Source organism: Sphingomonas sp. (assembly GCF_035758555.1).
Taxonomy (GTDB): domain Bacteria; phylum Pseudomonadota; class Alphaproteobacteria; order Sphingomonadales; family Sphingomonadaceae; genus Sphingomonas_B.
The window spans coordinates 1-13,974 of the sequence record NZ_DASTXI010000209.1 but is presented as its reverse complement, the minus strand read 5'-3'; the positions used below and the strand labels follow the sequence as shown (position 1 = coordinate 13,974).

At 67.0% G+C, this 13,974-nt stretch carries 11 protein-coding genes; 7 read left to right on the top strand and 4 right to left on the bottom strand.

Going from position 1 to position 13,974, the window contains the following annotated elements; all coding sequences use genetic code 11:
• Positions 1-49: 49 nt before the first annotated feature.
• Positions 50-925, top strand: coding sequence for a 4-hydroxy-tetrahydrodipicolinate synthase (dapA, locus tag VFT73_RS12510; protein WP_326411600.1), 876 nt, complete (start codon positions 50-52; stop codon positions 923-925).
• 1 nt (position 926) lies between these two features.
• The gene (gene smpB, locus VFT73_RS12505) at positions 927-1,409 is read left to right on the top strand and encodes an SsrA-binding protein SmpB (protein WP_326411598.1); all 483 of its coding nucleotides are present in this window, start codon (positions 927-929) and stop codon (positions 1,407-1,409) included.
• 20 nt (positions 1,410-1,429) lie between these two features.
• Here the strand turns inward: smpB and rsmA are convergent, their stop codons facing one another.
• The 4 genes from rsmA to VFT73_RS12485 are packed head-to-tail and all read right to left on the bottom strand — an operon-like array spanning position 1,430 to position 6,924.
• Entirely contained in the window at positions 1,430-2,260 is an 831-nt protein-coding gene (rsmA, locus tag VFT73_RS12500; protein ID WP_326411596.1) for a 16S rRNA (adenine(1518)-N(6)/adenine(1519)-N(6))-dimethyltransferase RsmA, read from the bottom strand.
• Positions 2,257-3,279 (bottom strand): 4-hydroxythreonine-4-phosphate dehydrogenase PdxA, encoded by a 1,023-nt coding sequence (gene pdxA, locus VFT73_RS12495; protein ID WP_326411594.1) that lies wholly within the window; start codon positions 3,277-3,279, stop codon positions 2,257-2,259. The genes rsmA and pdxA overlap by 4 nt, the downstream gene beginning before the upstream one ends.
• On the bottom strand, positions 3,266-4,633 hold the full coding sequence (locus VFT73_RS12490) for a peptidylprolyl isomerase (protein WP_326411592.1): 1,368 nt from the start codon (positions 4,631-4,633) through the stop codon (positions 3,266-3,268). The genes pdxA and VFT73_RS12490 overlap by 14 nt, the downstream gene beginning before the upstream one ends.
• Before the next feature lie 47 nt (positions 4,634-4,680).
• Complete coding sequence (locus VFT73_RS12485; RefSeq protein ID WP_326411590.1) at positions 4,681-6,924, bottom strand: LPS-assembly protein LptD; 2,244 nt, start codon at positions 6,922-6,924, stop codon at positions 4,681-4,683.
• Between the two features lie 156 nt (positions 6,925-7,080).
• Here VFT73_RS12485 and VFT73_RS12480 point away from each other — a divergent pair, with 156 nt between their 5' ends.
• The 5 genes from VFT73_RS12480 (at position 7,081) to VFT73_RS12460 (ending at position 13,751) form a co-directional block, all read left to right on the top strand.
• Positions 7,081-8,532, top strand: a complete 1,452-nt coding sequence (locus VFT73_RS12480; protein WP_326411588.1) for a leucyl aminopeptidase — start codon at positions 7,081-7,083, stop codon at positions 8,530-8,532.
• A 137-nt stretch (positions 8,533-8,669) separates the two neighbouring features.
• Complete coding sequence (gene ndk / locus VFT73_RS12475; RefSeq protein WP_326411586.1) at positions 8,670-9,092, top strand: nucleoside-diphosphate kinase; 423 nt, start codon at positions 8,670-8,672, stop codon at positions 9,090-9,092.
• 106 nt (positions 9,093-9,198) lie between these two features.
• Entirely contained in the window at positions 9,199-11,232 is a 2,034-nt protein-coding gene (locus tag VFT73_RS12470) for a PBP1A family penicillin-binding protein (RefSeq protein ID WP_326411602.1), read from the top strand.
• A gap of 77 nt (positions 11,233-11,309) precedes the next feature.
• Positions 11,310-12,503 carry an acyl-CoA dehydrogenase family protein gene (locus VFT73_RS12465; RefSeq protein ID WP_326411584.1) on the top strand — a complete coding sequence of 398 codons (1,194 nt, stop codon included), beginning with the start codon at positions 11,310-11,312 and terminating at the stop codon, positions 12,501-12,503.
• Positions 12,504-12,611: 108 nt separating this feature from the next.
• Positions 12,612-13,751 (top strand): acyl-CoA dehydrogenase family protein, encoded by a 1,140-nt coding sequence (locus tag VFT73_RS12460; RefSeq protein WP_326411582.1) that lies wholly within the window; start codon positions 12,612-12,614, stop codon positions 13,749-13,751.
• Positions 13,752-13,974 lie beyond the last annotated feature (223 nt).

The following is a 13,974-nucleotide window of genomic DNA, read 5'->3' as shown; positions in this document are numbered from 1 at the left end:
TGGTCTTCGACAATGCCTGACGCGGCGACTCGCGTGAAGGAGCAAATCTATGTTTTCCGGCTCGATTCCGGCTCTGGTGACCCTTTTTCGCGATGGATCGATCGATGAGGCCGGATACAAGGCGTTCGTCGATTGGCAGGTGCGCGAGGGCAGTCACGCGCTCGTTCCGTGCGGCACGACCGGCGAATCGGCGACCTTGAGCTTCGACGAGCATTATCGCGTGATCGATCTCTGCATCGAGGCGGCGGGCGGCCGCGTGCCGGTGATCGCCGGCTGCGGATCGAACGACACAGCGACCGCGGCGCGCCACATGGCGCATTCGCAAAAAGCCGGCGCGGCGGCCGCGCTGGTCGTGATGCCCTATTACAACCGGCCGAACCAGGAAGGACTCTACGCCCATTTCGCGGCCCTGGCCGATGCGTGCGATTTGCCGATCATCCTCTACAACGTACCCGGTCGCACGGTCACGGATATGACGGTCGACACAATGGCGCGGCTGGCGAAGATTCCGTCGATCGTCGGCGTGAAGGACGCGACCGGCAACGTCGCCCGCGTCTCGGCGCAGCGCCTCGCCTGCGGAGAGGATTTCGTCCAGATCTCGGGCAATGACGACATGGCGCTCGGCTTCATGGCGATGGGCGGCGTCGGCTGCATTTCGGTGACGGCCAATGTCGCGCCGCGTCTCTGCGCCGACTTTCAGAACGCGTGTCTTGCCGGCGATTGGGCAAAGGCGCTGGAGCTGCAGGACCGTCTCTATCCGCTCCACGCCGCCCTGTTCAGCGACGCCTCGCCGGGCCCCGCGAAATACGCGCTGAACAAGCTCAGGCCCGAATGGTCGGCCGAACTCCGCCTGCCGATGACGCCGCCGTCGGACGCCAGCCGCCGCGCGGTGGATGCGGCGCTCGCGCATGCAGGATTGATCTGACTTGGCCCGTCCCCGTCCTACCGAGTTCGACAAGAAGAAGATCGTCGCCGAGAACCGGCGCGCGCGGTTCGACTATTTCATCGACCAGGTGTTCGAGGCCGGCATCGTGTTGACCGGCACCGAGGTGAAGTCGCTGCGTTTCGGCGAAGGGTCGATCGCGGAAAGCTATGCCGAGGTGAAGAACGACGAGGTCTGGCTGGTCAACTCGAACGTGCCCGAATTCAGCCACGGCAACCGCTTCAATCACGAGCCCAAGCGTCCGCGCAAGCTGCTGCTGAAGGAGCGCGAGATCGCCCGGATGCACGGGGCCGTCGCCCGCGAGGGCATGACGCTCGTGCCGCTGTCGATCTACTTCAACGGCAAGGGCCGCGCGAAGGTCGAGCTCGCCCTCGCCAAAGGCAAGAAGGCGCACGACAAGCGCGAGACGATCAAGGAACGCGACTGGAAACGCGAACAATCACGGCTGCTCAGGGAGCATCGTTGATCGACGCTCTTCAAGTCCGTTTAGCCTGCAGTCAGACCCAACTCCCGCGCCAGATCGACCCATTCTGCAACGCTCACCGTCTCCGCGCGCCGCGTCGGATCGATCCGCAGCCGTTCCATCGCTTCGGCTGCGCCCGCCACGCCTTTCAGGCTCTGCCGCAGCATTTTCCGCCTTTGCCCGAAGGCTGCCGCAGTCAGCCTTTCCAGCGTCGCGACCCGCACACCGCCGGGCGCCTCGGCCGGCACGATATGCACCACTGCGCTCATCACCTTGGGCGGCGGGGTGAAGGCGGAGCGGTGCACGTTCATCGCGATCCGCGCCGTCGACCGCCACTGCGCCAGCACCGCGAGCCGGCCGTAATGCTCGGTTCCCGGCGCGGCGACGATCCGTTCGGCGACTTCCTTCTGGAACATCAGCGCCAGCGATTTCCACCAGGGCGGCCACGCCTCGCTCGTCAGCCAGCCGACCAGCAACGCGGTGCCGACATTATAGGGCAGGTTGGCGACGATATGGCCGCTGCCGCCCAACTCGAGCTCGGCGTCGATCTTCAGCGCGTCGCCTTCGATCACGCGCAGCCGGCCCGGCGCCCAGTCGGCCAGCTCGGCGAGCGCAGGGAGGCAGCGCGCGTCGCGCTCGACCGCGACCACCTCGGCACCGGCGCGCAGCAGGGCGCGCGTGAGGCCGCCGGGGCCGGGCCCCACCTCCAGTACCCGTTCGCCGTCCAGAGACCCCGGCACACGTGCGATCCGGTCCAGCAATTGCTCGTCGAACAGGAAATTCTGTCCCAGCGCCTTGCTGGCGCTGAGCCCGTGCCGTGCGATCACTTCCCGTAGAGGGGGAAGAGGGCTCAAGCCGCGCAGCACTCCGCCTTGCGCCGCACCACTGCTTCGGCGGCAAGCCGGATCGCGGCGATCGTCGCGCCGGGATGCGCGCGGTCCTTTCCTGCGATAGCAAAGGCGGTGCCGTGGTCGGGCGATGTCCGCACGATCGGCAGGCCCAGCGTCACGTTTACGCCGTCGTCGAAATGCAGCGTCTTGAGCGGGATCAGCGCCTGATCGTGATACAGGCAGATCGCCGCGTCGTAAGCGGCGCGCGCACGCGCATGGAACATGGTGTCCGCGGCCAGCGGCCCGACCGCGTCGATTCCTTCCTCGCGCAGCAGCGCGATCGCCGGCGCGATGAACTCGATTTCCTCGGTGCCCAGCGCACCGCCTTCGCCGGCATGCGGGTTGATGCCGGCAAAGGCGAGCCGCGGATTGGCGATGCCGAAATTGCGCTGCAGCCCGCGCGCTGTGGTCCGCGCCTTGGCAACGATCACCTCGACCGAGAGATTTTCGAACACCTGTTTGAGCGGCATGTGCGTGGTAACCGGCACGACGCGCAGGCCGGGGCCAGCCAGCATCATCACCACATTATTGGGCGCGATGCCGCAACGTTCGGCAACGAACTCGGTCTGGCCCGGATGGCTGAAGCCGATCGCGTAGAGCTGCGCCTTGGAAACGGGGCCGGTGACCAGCGCTGCCGCCGCGCCCGACCGGGTCAGGCCGGTCGCGACCTCCAGCGAATCGAGCGAGCAGCGTGCGCCTTCCAGGTTCGGTTCGCCCGGCGCGATCTCGCCGCCATCCTCGACCGACAGCAAAGGCAGCGCGCGATCGAACACGTCCAGCGCCTCGGCCGGCGCCGCGATGCGCTCGACCGGGCCGGACCAGACCGCGTCCACCGAACGGATATCGCCGACGGCGAAGAAGGGCGGCAGCTCTTCTGCCGCCCGTGCGCGCCAGGCCTTGACCGCGATTTCGGGGCCGATCCCCGCCGGATCGCCCAGCGCCAGTGCGAGCGGCGCTTCGGCCCAGGGCTCAGCGATAGTCAACCACCGCGTCCCGGCGCAGGTCGCGAAGGTAACGCTGCGCCCGCATGTTGACTCGCTGCTCTTCCAGCTGCGCCATGATCGTATCGGCGTTCGGCCCCTGCGTCTGCTGCGGATCGTCGCGGCCGCATACGACCAGCACCCGCACGCCCTCCTTCACCGATCCGAACGGCGGACTCGCCTGGCCGACCTGCAGGCCCAGCATCATGTCCTGCAACTGCACCGGCAGGTCCCGAACCTTGATCTGGTCGTTGTCGACCATCTCCGCGCCGACCTGATCGGCGACCTTCTGCGCCGACCCGCAGCCGGCGATGGTCCGCGTGGCGGCAGCGAATTGCGTAGCCTTCTCGGTCGCCTGTTCCTGCGTGGTGCCTGGCGGAAAGGTGATCGAGAGCTGCCGGAGCGCCAGTACGGCGTCGCGCGGATCGGCGGTCAGGATCTGGCGCTTGTCGATCATGTACAGGATCGAAACGCCGCCAGGCACCGGAATCGGGCCGGCCATCTGCCCGACCGACATGGTCCGAACTTCGTTGGCAAGTGCATCGGGCAACTGCTCCGGCCTCACCCAGCCCAGGTCGCCGCCGACCGCCGCGGTCGATGCCTGCGAATATTGCCGGGCATAGGCGACGAACGATGCGCCCTGCTTGATCGCGTCCATGATCTTACGGGCATTCTCGATTGTCGCTTCGGCCGTCTCGGGCGTCGATGCCAGGAAGATCTCGCCGACTCTCGCCTCGTTCGCGCCTTTCGACGCTTCCAGCCGGTCGACGATGCCCTGCACTTCTTCCTGCGACACGTTGACGAACGGTTGGATGCGCCGCTGCAACAGACGGTTCCAGGCAAGCTCGCCGTGGATTTGGCGCTTCAGCGAAGCGGCCGACGATCCGATCTTGTCCAGATAGGCCGCCATTTCCTCGGGTGAGCGCTTGAAGTTGCGCGCCACGCGGGCGAAGCTCTCGTCGATCTGCTGCTGCGTGATCTCGATCTTGTTGCCTTCGGCTTCCTGGATCTCCAGCGCTTCGTCGATCAGGTTGCGCAGCACCTGCCTGCGCAGCCGCTCCATTTCTTCCGCCGGAATGTTGCCGCCGCTCGCCTGTACGATCAGCGCGAGGCGCTGCTCGACGTCGGTGCGGGTGATGATGTCGCCGTTCACGATCGCGGTCGGCTTGCGGATCGACGGATCGTTCTTGCCGAACACGACCACGTCGGCGGGGATGTTGAGGCCGTTCGATGGCGCCTGGGTTTCGTCCTGATCCGTCTGCGCAATCGCGGCGCAGGCGATCGCCGCCAGCGGCAACAGCGCCCATTTGGTCGGGCGTAGCTTGGAAATCGTCACGTTCGAGACCATTCCGATCATCTGAAAGGGATAAGCTGCATTCTCTGCTAGAGCGGCTGAACGGGGGCTTAGCGGCCCAGGTTCTTGAATGAAAGCCTCAGCAGGAAAGTATTGCCGCGTCGCGCATCGCCGGTGTCCTGATAATCGCGACGCCAGGTGACGCCCAGTTCCAGGCAATCGTCCTCATAGGCGATGCCGAGCCGGTGCCGGATCGGCTGGTATCCGTCCGCGGTCGAGAACGGATCTTCCTGCCGGTCGGTCAGGTCGACGATCGCGGACCCGAACGCGGACCAGAAGCGCCCGATCTGCACGCGCCCGCCAAGGCGGATTTCCTCGCGGTCGCGCAGGTCTTCGATCGAGGTGTCGATGTCGCGATTCAACCGCAGGTAGCCGAGCAGCACATAGGTCTGCCGCGATCCGATCGTCGCGTCGATCTCGTTCCGGCGGACGGCGAGGTTGTCCTTGTCGAGCCGGTAGCGATGGGTCAGCGATACGAAGTCGCGGAAGCGCACCGTCGTGCGGCCGACGATGTCGGACAATTTGTCGGTCAGCCCGACGCCGTCGGGGAACAGGGCAGGGCGGTCGGACAGGCGATAGCTCTGGCCGATATTCGCGTCGACGCTGATGCCCGGCAGCGTCAGCGCATAATCGACGCCATAAGTGATGCGCGCCCCGTCCTCGAACCGGTCGTAGCCGGGGAAGCGGTTCAGCGCGAACAGGTTGCTGTCCTCCAGCTCGATCGCGCGGGCATCCTCGTTGGGAATGTCGAGATTGCGGATCGGCGGCGTCGCGACCAGCTGCACGCGCGGCGTGATCCGCTGGATGCCGCTCTTGCCGACCTGGCCGATCAGCGGCCAGCGCACATCGACCGCCAGCGCACCGATCGCCCGGCTCTCCCAGCCCGGATTGCCGCGATAGATCAGCGTCGGCGACAGCAGATTCTCGTCGCTGTGGTAGACGTCGCCGCGCCCGAAGGCTGTGAAGGTCACTTCCTGGCCCCACGGCGTCAGCCGGCGCAGATCCCATTTGAAGCTGGCGAAGGCGCGCTGCGTGTCCTGCCCGTCGGTGCGGCCGATCGCCAGCGTGTTCAGCTGCAGCTCGACTCGACCGCCGAGCAGCGGATCGTCGAACCGGCGGCGATAATCGAGTTCCGGCAGTGCGATCGGCTGCTGGCCCTGCGGATCGTTGATGCGCAGCGTCTGCGTCGCCCAGCCGGTCAGCGAGAAATAGCTGTCTGTATCGATCCGTTCCGCCCGGACGGTCGAGCGCAGCCGGTCGTCGCGCGAGATGTCGTAGCGGCGCAGGAAGGTGCGGTCGGTGGTGACCCGCAGCGATCCGCTGATGTTCCATTTGGGATCGAGCTGGAACCGGCCGCTCGCGTCCAGATAGCCGCGGATATCGCGGTCGGACGCATCCGCGCCCGGATTGAGCTCAGCCGGCAGCTTGCGGCTTTCGGTGACGATACCGCGGACCTGATAGGCGCCATTGCCGGTCAGCGCGCGGTATTGCGCCTCGATTGCCGGCAGCACGTCGCTGTAGATGTGCGGCGTGATCGTCAGGTCGCGATTGGGCGCGATCTTGACGTAATAGGGGACGCTGAGCTCGAGCCCGTTGACGCGGCTGAACTGCACGTCCGGCACCAGTATGCCGGTCCCGCCCTGGTTCCCGGTCGGGTTGGACAGCAGCGGCAGCGGCAGCAGCGACAGCCCGAACAGATGCAGCCGCGCACCCTTGTAGAAGACGCGCTGCTTTTGCGTATCGTAGATCACGCGGACGGCGGTGATCTTCCAGCTCGGCTGCTTCGGGCAGCCGTCCGAATCCACGACCGAGCAGGCGGTGTAGGCCGCGTCCTCCAGCGTGTAGACACTGCCTTGACGGGTGCCTCGGGATGCCGCCAGCCGGCCGCCGCTCTGCAGCACCACCAGCAGGTTGTCGACGACGCCGTCGCGCAGCGTGTCGGTCAGCTGCACCGAGTCGCCATAGGCGACATCGCCGCCGGGGTTCGTCACCGCGACATCGCCTTCCGCGCGCACTTCGCCGGTCCGGCGGTTCCAGGTCACCTTGTCGGCGCGCAGCCGGTTGCCTTCGCGGAACATACGCACGTCGCCGGTGGCGACCACGGTGTCCGTCTCGTTCAGATATTCGAGCGAGTCGGCCGAAAAATCGACGACCTGTTCATCGGCGGGGGCAGGGGAGGGGTTCGCCTGGGGCGGCGGCGGGGCGACAGGACGGTTCTGCAGATCCTGCGCCTGCGCGCCGGCGGACCAGCACCAGGCCGCACTTGCCAGCCAGATCAACCGCTTCGCGTCCACGCCTACCCCGAACCACCCTGAAATGTCGCGCCGTCTGGCCTGATTGTGCGGCGCCTATCGCACTCAAGCCCGCCGGCTGCAAATCGTTCCGGGGGTTGCAGGCCGCGCCCGGAAGCTTAGAGGCGAGGCACACGCGTTCACAGACAGGAAGTCTCGATGCAGGTTCGTTTCGCCGACGCTCGCCCCCAGGGCTCCTATGACCTGGCGCTGGTCGCCCCCCAGAATGGCGAGGTCGCGGGGCTGCCCGGCGATCAGGCCGGCCTGGCGCGCGACGCGATGCGGGCGGCGCGGTTCGACGGCGAGGCCGGATCGCTGGTGGAGCTGTTCGTGCAGGACGGCGGCGCCACCCGCCGCCTGCTGATCGTCGGCACCGGCAAGGGCGAGCCTGCCGATTATGAAAAGGCCGGGGGCGCCCTCGTCGCCCGGCTGCTCACCTCCGGTACCGAGACGCTTGTCGTCGACCTGAGCGGCGCCAATGCCTCGCCCGAGGCGGCGACGCGGCTCGCCACCGCCGCGGCGCTGCGCGCCTGGCGGATCGACACCTACCGCACCAAGCTGCCGCCCAAGCAGCAGCCGACGCTGAAGGAGTTCGTGATCGTCGGCGTCAACGGTAGCAGCTGGGAGCGGGAGCGCGCCGTCGTCGACGGCGTCGCGCTGACCCGCGAGCTCGTCTCGCTGCCGCCGAACATCCTCTATCCCGAAAGCTTCGTCGAACGCTGCCGCCACCTCGCCGATCTGGGCGTCGAGATCACGGTGCTGGGCGAAGAGCAGATGCGCAACCTCGGCATGGGCGCGCTGCTGGGCGTCAGCCAGGGCTCGACGCGCGAGGGCCAGCTGCTCGTCATGCGCTGGGACGGCACCGGCGGCGCACAGAAGGAGCCGGTCGCTTTCGTCGGCAAGGGCGTCACCTTCGATACCGGCGGCATCTCGCTGAAGCCGCCGCCCGGCATGGAAGACATGAAGTGGGATATGGGCGGCGCCGGCGCCGTCGCGGGCGCGATGAAGGCGCTTGCCGGGCGCAAGGCGAAGGCGCACGTGGTCGGCGTCTGCGGGCTCGTCGAGAACATGCCCGACGGCAATGCCCAGCGCCCCGGCGACATCGTCACCACCATGTCGGGCCAGACGGTCGAGGTGCTGAACACCGATGCCGAAGGCCGGCTGGTCCTGTCCGACGCGCTCACCTGGGTGCAGCGCAACCATCGGCCGAAGACGATCGTCGATCTCGCCACGCTGACCGGCGCGATGGTGATCAGCCTGGGCCACGAACATGGCGGCATGTTCGCGAATGACGACGCTCTTGCCGATCAGCTGCTCGCCGCGGGCCGCGAAACGGGCGACAAGCTCTGGCGGATGCCGTTGGGCGACGCCTACAACAAGCTGCTCGAAAGCCAGATCGCCGACATGAAGAATATCGGCCCGCGCGAGGCCGGCTCGATCACCGCCGCGCAATTCCTGCAGCGTTTCGTCGAGGACGGCGTGCGCTGGGCACACCTCGACATCGCCGGCATGGTCTGGGCGGCCAAGCCCGGCACCACCTGGGAAAAAGGCGCCACCGGCTACGGCGTCCGCCTCCTCGACCGCTTCATCGCGGACAATTACGAGGGCTGATCCTGATCTCCGTTCGCTTCGAGCGAAGTCGAGAAGCGTATCTCGACTTCGCTCGATACGAACGGCTTGAGTTTGCGGGCCGCGATCTCTAGGGGAGCGCGCACTTTCCCACAGCCAAAGATACGGAGCCCACGGCGATGGCCGCGAACCGCACCTTTTCGATCATCAAGCCCGATGCCACCCGCCGCAACCTGACCGGCGCGGTCACCAAGATGCTGGAGGATGCGGGCCTCCGCGTCGTCGCGTCCAAGCGCATCCGCATGTCGAAGGAGCAGGCCGAAGGCTTTTACGCCGTCCACAAGGAGCGGCCCTTCTTCAACGACCTGGTCTCGTTCATGATCTCCGGCCCGGTTGTCGTGCAGGTGCTGGAAGGCGAGAACGCCGTGCAGCGCAACCGCGACATCATGGGCGCGACCAACCCCGCCAATGCCGGGCCCGGCACGATCCGCAAGGAACTCGCCGAATCGATCGAGGCCAACTCGGTGCACGGCTCGGACTCGGACGAGAACGCCGCGATCGAGATCGCCTATTTCTTCAAGCCGGAAGAAATCGTCGGCTGACCTTCCCCCTTCCTGGGAAGGAGGGGATAAGAAGCTTCCCGTCAGCCGCCATTCACTGTAGTAGCGCCATAAGACACGACAGGATTCTCCTGTGACTGACGGGCGCATGCGGTACGACGACGATTGGGACGACCGGCTGGAAACGCTCGAGCCTCTGCCCGAGCTCGGGCCGCTGCCGCCCGAAGCCGAAGCGCCGCCGAAGCGCCGGCGCTGGATCAGGAAGCGCTACGTCGCCGCCGGGATCGTCGCGCTGTTCATGCTGCTGGTCGGCTGGCTGGCGATCACCGCGCCCCTGTCGCGCTCGCTCCAGCCGATCGCGCCGCCCAGCATCACCCTGGTTTCCGACGACGGCACGCCGATCGCCCGCCGCGGCGCGCTTGTGGCGCCTCCCGTGCACCTGTCGGAGCTGCCGGCCCATGTCCCGCAGGCGTTCATCGCGATCGAGGACCGGCGCTATTACCGCCATTGGGGCATCGACCCGATCGGCATCGCCCGCGCCGCCTGGCACAATCTGCTCGCGGGCGGCGTGCGCGAGGGCGGCAGCACGATCACGCAGCAGCTCGCCAAGGGCGTGTTCCTGTCGAACGACCGCAGCTTCGGCCGCAAGGGGCGCGAAGCGCTGATCGCCTTCTGGCTCGAGGCCTGGCTGACCAAGCAGGAGATCCTCGAACGCTACCTCTCGGCCGTCTATTTCGGCGACAATGTCTACGGCATCCGCGCCGCCGCCCGCCATTATTTCAGCCGCGAGCCGGAGGATCTGACGATCGGCCAGGCAGCGATGCTGGCCGGGCTGGTCAAGGCGCCGTCGCGGCTCGCGCCCACCCACAACCTCTCCGGCGCGCGGGCGCGGGGCAGGGTTGTGTTGCAGGCGATGGCGGACGCCGGTTTCATCACGCAGAAACAGGCGCGCAGCCAGCCGCGAGTCCGCCTCAAGGTACGTGACGAGCCGGACATGCCGACCGGCACCTATTTCGCCGATTGGGTGATGCCCGCCGCGCGGGACCAGGCGGGCGCGGTCTATGAGCGGCAGGAAATCCGGACCACGCTCGACATGCGGCTGCAGAAGCTTGCCGAGGCCGCGGTGCGACGGGGCGCGATCCGCGGCGCGCAGATGGCGCTGGTCGCGATGCGGCCGGATGGGCGCGTGGTCGCAATGGTCGGCGGCCGCAGCTACAAGGACAGCGCGTTCAACCGGGTCACCCAGGCAGAGCGCCAGCCCGGCTCGACCTTCAAGCTGTTCGTCTATCTGGCCGCGATCCGGGCCGGCATGACCCCCGATTCGCTGGTGCTCGACAAGCCGGTCACGATCGACGGCTGGTCGCCGACCAACAGCGACGGCCGCTATCTCGGCGAGATTCCGCTGCGCCGCGCCTTCGCCCGGTCAAGCAACGTCGCGGCGGTGCGGCTGACCGACCAGGTCGGGCGCAAGGCGGTGATCCAGGCGGCGCACGACCTCGGCATCACCAGCCCGCTTGCCGACACCCCCAGCATCGCGCTCGGCACGTCCGGCGTGACCTTGCTTGAGCTGACCTCCGCCTATGCCGCTGTCGCCGGCAACAACCTGCCTGTGCGCGCCTATGGCCTGCCCAGGGAACAGCAGGGCTGGATCGCGACGCTGTGGAATCGCCCGAAACGCCTCGGCTCGCGCGAGCGTGCGATGCTGCTCGACCTGCTCTCGGCCACCGTAGAGCGCGGCACCGGCCGCAATGCGCAGCTTGCGGTCGACGCCTATGGCAAGACCGGCACCACGCAGGATGCGCGCGACGCGATCTTCGTCGGCTTTGCCGGCGACCTGGTCGTCGGCGTCTGGGTCGGCCGGGACGACAATGCGCCGATCCCCGGCCTTGCCGGCGGCGGCGTCCCTGCGCGCGTCTGGCGCGACTTCATGAGCCACGCGATCCCCGGCGCCGCGATCCGCGCGCCCGAACCGGTGGAGGAAGATCCGGAGCCGGTGATCCAGCTCGACGAGAACGGCCTCAACGGCAGCATCGATGTCGGCCCGGTCGAGTTCGGCGTGTCCGCGGACGGGGAGGGGATCACCCTTTCCGCTGAGCCGAGCGACATGCCGTCGCCCCCGTCCGAATCGCGCCGATTGCCGCCGGAAGAACCTGATCCCGACGCCGAGCCGCCGCGCTTCTAGAATGCCGTAGCGGCAGCTGCGGCCCGCTTGCCGTTAACGTAAACCGCGCCTAACCTTCGCCCAAAGGAGAGGTGTCGATGGACCTGGAATTCAGCCCCGAGGATCTGGCGTTCCGCGAGGAAGCGCGCGCCTTCATCGCCGAGAATTATCCCGCGGCGCTGCGCGGCAAGCAGGACGAAGGCGAAGAGCTCGGCAAGGAGGATTTCCTCAGCTGGCACCGCGTGCTCGCGAAGAAGGGCTGGGTCGCGCCGGCCTGGCCGAAGGAATATGGCGGCCCCGGCTGGACGACGACGCAGCGCTTCATCTGGTCCGAAGAGCTTGCCCGCGCCGACACGCTGCCGATCGTGCCGTTCGGCATCAACATGGTCGGACCCGTCATCTACACCTTCGGCACGCCGGAGCAGAAAGCGCGCTTTTTGCCGCGCATCCTGTCGGGCGAGGACTGGTGGTGCCAGGGCTATTCGGAACCCGGCGCCGGCTCCGATCTCGCAAGTTTGCGAACGAAGGCTGTGCGCGATGGAGACCATTACATCGTCAACGGCCAGAAGACCTGGACGACCCTGGCCCAGCATGCCGACTGGGGCTTCTTCCTCGTCCGCACCGATCCGGATTCGAAGCCGCAGGAAGGGATCAGCTTCCTGCTGCTGGACATGAAGTCGCCCGGCGTGACCGTCCGCCCGATCATCACCTTGGGCGGCGAGCATGAGGTGAACGAGGTCTGGCTGGAGGACGTCCGCGTCCCCGTCGACCAGCGCATCTATGAAGAGAACAAGGGCTGGACCTGCGCCAAATTCCTGCTCGCGCACGAGCGCACCGGCATTGCCGGCGTGGCGCGGTCGAAGCGCGGCGTCGAGCGGATCAAGACGATCGCCCGCAGCGAGGTGGACGGCGACAGGCCGCTGATCGCCAACCCCTTCTTCAAGCGCAAGATCGCCGAGCTGGAGATCGACCTGACCGCACTCGAATATACCGAGCTGCGCACGCTCGCCTCCGAAGCGTCGGGCCGCGGCCCGGGCCCGGAATCGTCGCTGTTGAAGATCAAGGGCACTGAGATCCAGCAGCGCATCACCGAGCTCGCGCTGGAGGCGGTCGGCCATTACGGCGCCCCCTATTTCCGCGGCTTCGGAGAAGGGGACAACGAGCACCCGATCGGTCCGGACTATGCCCACCGCGCCGCGCCGACCTATTTCAACGGCCGCAAGACCAGCATCTATGGCGGCTCCAACGAGATTCAGCGCAACATCATCGCGAAGATGGTGCTGGGACTTTAATCTTTTTCGTCACCCCGGCGAAAGCCGGGGTCCAGCTGCCTTTGAAGCAGCGGGGAAGAAAAGCTGGATTCCGGCCTTCGCCGGAATGACGGCGGAGGGGTACGAACAATGAACTTCACCTACAACGAAACCCAGGAAATGCTGCGCGACACACTCGCGCGCTTCCTGGCCGACACCTATGACTTCGAAACCCGCCGCAAGATGGTCGCGTCCGATGCCGGGCGCGACCCCGGCATCTGGCGGGCGCTCGCGACCGAGCTCGGCATTCTCGGCGCGCCCTTCGCGGAAGATCAGGGCGGCCTCGGCGGCGGCGCGGTCGAGAACATGATCGTGATGGAGCAGCTGGGCGAGGCGATCGCGATCGAGCCCTATCTGCAGACGGTCGTGATCGGCGGCGGCGCGCTGAAGGCAACAGGCGGCGCTCAGGCCGAGGCGCTGATCACACAAATCATCGGCGGCGACGCGATTATCGCTTTCGCTTATGCCGAGCCGCAGAGCCGCTACGAGCTCCACAACCTGCGCACCGCGGCAAAGAAGGATGGCGCCGGCTGGGTGCTGAACGGCCACAAGGCAGTCGTCTATGCCGCCCCCTGGGCAACGCACCTGCTCGTCACTGCCCGCACCGGCGGCAGCCAGCGCGATCCGGATGGCGTCTCGCTGTTCCTGATCGAGGCGAACCGGCCCGGCATCGTCCGCCGCGATTATCCGACCGTCGATGGCTTCCGCGCCTCCGAAATCTATTTCGAGAATTGCAGCCTGCCCGGCGACGCGCTTGTGGGCAGCGAAGGCGGTGCCTTGCCGCTGGTCGAGCAGGTTGTCGACGAAGCGACGGCCGCCATCTGCGCCGAAGCCACCGGCGTCATGCGGCGCCTGCACGCCGGCACGATGGACTATGCCCGGCAGCGCAAGCAATTCGGACGGCCCATCTCGGAATTTCAGGTGCTCCAGCACCGGATGGTCGACATGTTCATGGAGGTCGAGCAGGCCGCGTCGATGACGCTGATGGCAACGCTGAAGCTCGACCTCCCTGCGCCCGAGCGCATGGCCGCGGTCAGTCAGGCCAAGGCAAAAATCGGCAAGGGCCTGAAATTCGTGGGCCAGAACGCGATCCAGACCCATGGCGGCATCGGCATCACCGACGAGCTCGCGATCGGCCACTATTTCAAACGCGCGACGATGATCGAGGGGCAGTTTGGGTCCGTCGATCATCATCTGGGACGGTTCGAGCGGTTGAGCATGCCGGACTGATGCGATTCCCCTCCCTGCAAGGGAGGGGTCAGGGGTGGGTATCGGCCGCAAGGCCGAGCGCAACACCCATTCCCAACCCTCCCTGCAGGGAGGGGAGGGGAGGGGAGGAGCGAAGGCCGGTTGACCCCATCCCCCCACATCGCTATGTGCGCCCGACGCAGGACGCGGCGGCTTCGCCGCGCCCTTTTCGTTTTAACCGGACAGTTTTTAAGGACCCTCGATG

Coding starts and splice junctions, on each gene's coding strand:
- VFT73_RS12480 (WP_326411588.1), top strand. CDS start 7,081: ATGCAGGTTCGTTTCGCCGACGCTCGCCCCCAGGGCTCCTATGACCTG.
- VFT73_RS12470 (WP_326411602.1), top strand. CDS start 9,199: ATGCGGTACGACGACGATTGGGACGACCGGCTGGAAACGCTCGAGCCT.
- VFT73_RS12490 (WP_326411592.1), bottom strand. CDS start 4,633: ATGATCGGAATGGTCTCGAACGTGACGATTTCCAAGCTACGCCCGACC.
- dapA (WP_326411600.1), top strand. CDS start 50: ATGTTTTCCGGCTCGATTCCGGCTCTGGTGACCCTTTTTCGCGATGGA.
- VFT73_RS12465 (WP_326411584.1), top strand. CDS start 11,310: ATGGACCTGGAATTCAGCCCCGAGGATCTGGCGTTCCGCGAGGAAGCG.
- VFT73_RS12460 (WP_326411582.1), top strand. CDS start 12,612: ATGAACTTCACCTACAACGAAACCCAGGAAATGCTGCGCGACACACTC.
- ndk (WP_326411586.1), top strand. CDS start 8,670: ATGGCCGCGAACCGCACCTTTTCGATCATCAAGCCCGATGCCACCCGC.